Raw genomic sequence first — 2110 nt, 5'->3', positions numbered from 1 at the left:
CGCCACGGTTGATCTGAAAAACCGCATTGCCTGCATCGCGAGCAAGCCCGCTCCCACAGGGGGGATTCAACCGATCTCGTTCAGCTTCGGTATCAGCAGCTCGGCCACGTGTTTTGCCTCGTCAATCAGCGGCCAGCCCGACAGGATCAGCGCGCTCAGCCCGGCCTGCTGGTGATACGCCTCGACGTTCTGCGCAATGGCGTCTGCGTGGCCCACCAGGTACGCCGCCGATGAGCCGGTGCCGAAGATGTCCAGCGACGACCAGGCGCTCATGCCGGCAAACAGGCTATTTTCCAGGCGTAGCGACTCCAGCGGCGGCAGTTGCCCCTTGAGGATGTAATCCACCCATTCCTGACGTTGCGCATCCGGGGCGCGATAGCTGGCCAAGGTCTGTTCGCCTTTGCTGCGCCGGGCCACCACTTCTTCAAGTTTGCTGCGCAGCAGGTCGACGCCGGTGGTTTCGAACAGGGCATAAAAGGCTTTTTCGGCCTCGGAGCGGGTCTTGCGCACAGTCACGCTGGCCAGCGCGCCCATGTCGGCAAAGGTACGGCCCTGGCTATGGGCCGAAGCGCGGGCGGCGTCGAAGCGGTCCTTGATGATCGAGATCTCGCGCAGCATCAGCAGGTACACATCGACCACTTTGCCCGCGTGTTCAACACCGGCCAGGGATTCACCCGTGCCCCATAGCGGCACGCCGCCCGCTTGCACAGGTTCGAGGCTGAAACGGGTATTGGGGAACAGCGATGGATTACCCGCCAGATAGTGCTCCTGAAATGCCTTCCAGTAATGTTCGGCGCTTTTATAGCGGTCGTCGTGACCGGCGGTGAGGTTGTAGGTTTTGGCCCGTTCTTCGCGGCCATTAATGTGGTTGAACAGCAAGCGCCCGCCGCTGAGTTTTTCAAAGGTCAGGGCTTGTTCGGCCAGCAACTTGGGCGCGGTCATGCCGGCGTAGGCGGCCACCAGAAAACGCATCTTTTGGGTAAAGCCCACCACCGAAGTGGCGGACACCAGCGGGTCGTTGGGCCATGTGGCCACCAGCGCGCCATAAAAACCGCCCTGGTCGATGGTCTCGGCCAGACGGCGGTAGCGGTCGAAATCCACCGGGTAGATACCGTCGTCCATCCAGGGATAATGACCGTCGGCCATGCTGAGGTACCACAGTGCTTTAATTGCCATCAGTCGTGTTCCTGATTCAAGTGTTCGAAATCGGTTCGAGGTCCATCGCCAACGCCGGGTCAGCCGACCATTCGCACAGCGAGCCGTCGTAGACGCTCACGTGTTCAACGCCCACCAGCGCCAGAGCCAGGGCAAACCCCGCCGCCGTGATGCCGCTGCCGCAATACAGCACCCACTCAACCTGCGGCCGCTCGATAAACGGCTGCAACGTTGCCAGCAGGGCGGGGCGCGGGATAAAGGTGTGGGTGTGCGGGTCGATCAGCTCGATATACGGCAGGTTGAGGCTGGTCGGGATATGGCCGGAGCGTGCGTATTTGCTTTCTTCGCCGCGAAACACCGGGCGGCGCAGCACGTTGAGCAAACGGGCGTTGTGTTGCCCGGCCAGTACCTGTTGCACGTAAGCGCGATCGACGAAATACCCCGGTGTATCCACCGCCGTGAAGTCGCTGGAGCGGTTGGCTGCGGGCGTGGTGTTCAGCGCCAGCCCGCGAGCCAGCCAGGCGCGTAAACCACCCTCCAGCACAAACACCTGGCTGTGGCCGAAGCTTTTCAGCAACCACCAGACCCGCGCGGCCCAGATCCCGTTTTCGCGATCGTAGATCACCACTTTGCGCTGATGGCTCACCCCCAGCGCACGCATCGCCGTGGTGAAGGCATGGGCATCGGGCCGTGTATAAGGGAACGGCGCCGACGGGTCCGACAACTGATTGGCCAGATCGGCCAAGCGCGCCCCCGGCAAGTGGCCAGCGGCAAAAGGTTCGAGCAACCCTGTGGCACTGGCTTCCAGTACGGTCCAGTGGTCGGGTTGGGCCAACAACGCATCAAGGCTGAGTAACGGGCGGGTCATATACCTGTCCTGAAAAGCCAAAAACCCTGTAGGAGCGAGCGTTGTCGCGGTGGTTTTTTGTGTTAAAAATAGCCAGCCAGCGCGGGG

The 2110-nt window shown here is 61.8% G+C and carries 2 protein-coding genes; both read right to left on the bottom strand.

The annotated features are described in order from the left end of the window. Positions 1-66: 66 nt before the first annotated feature. Complete coding sequence (locus tag QMX84_RS26255) at positions 67-1176, bottom strand: LLM class flavin-dependent oxidoreductase (protein WP_282365148.1); 1110 nt, start codon at positions 1174-1176, stop codon at positions 67-69. 16 nt (positions 1177-1192) lie between these two features. Next, positions 1193-2023, bottom strand: coding sequence for a rhodanese-like domain-containing protein (locus tag QMX84_RS26250; RefSeq protein ID WP_282365147.1), 831 nt, complete (start codon positions 2021-2023; stop codon positions 1193-1195). Between the last annotated feature and the right edge of the window lie 87 nt (positions 2024-2110).

Origin of the sequence: Pseudomonas sp. PS01297 (assembly GCF_029959305.1) — a bacterium.
Lineage (GTDB): Bacteria > Pseudomonadota > Gammaproteobacteria > Pseudomonadales > Pseudomonadaceae > Aquipseudomonas > Aquipseudomonas helleri.
The sequence above is the reverse complement of the archived record's forward strand: the minus strand, read 5'-3'. Positions and strand labels throughout refer to the sequence as shown.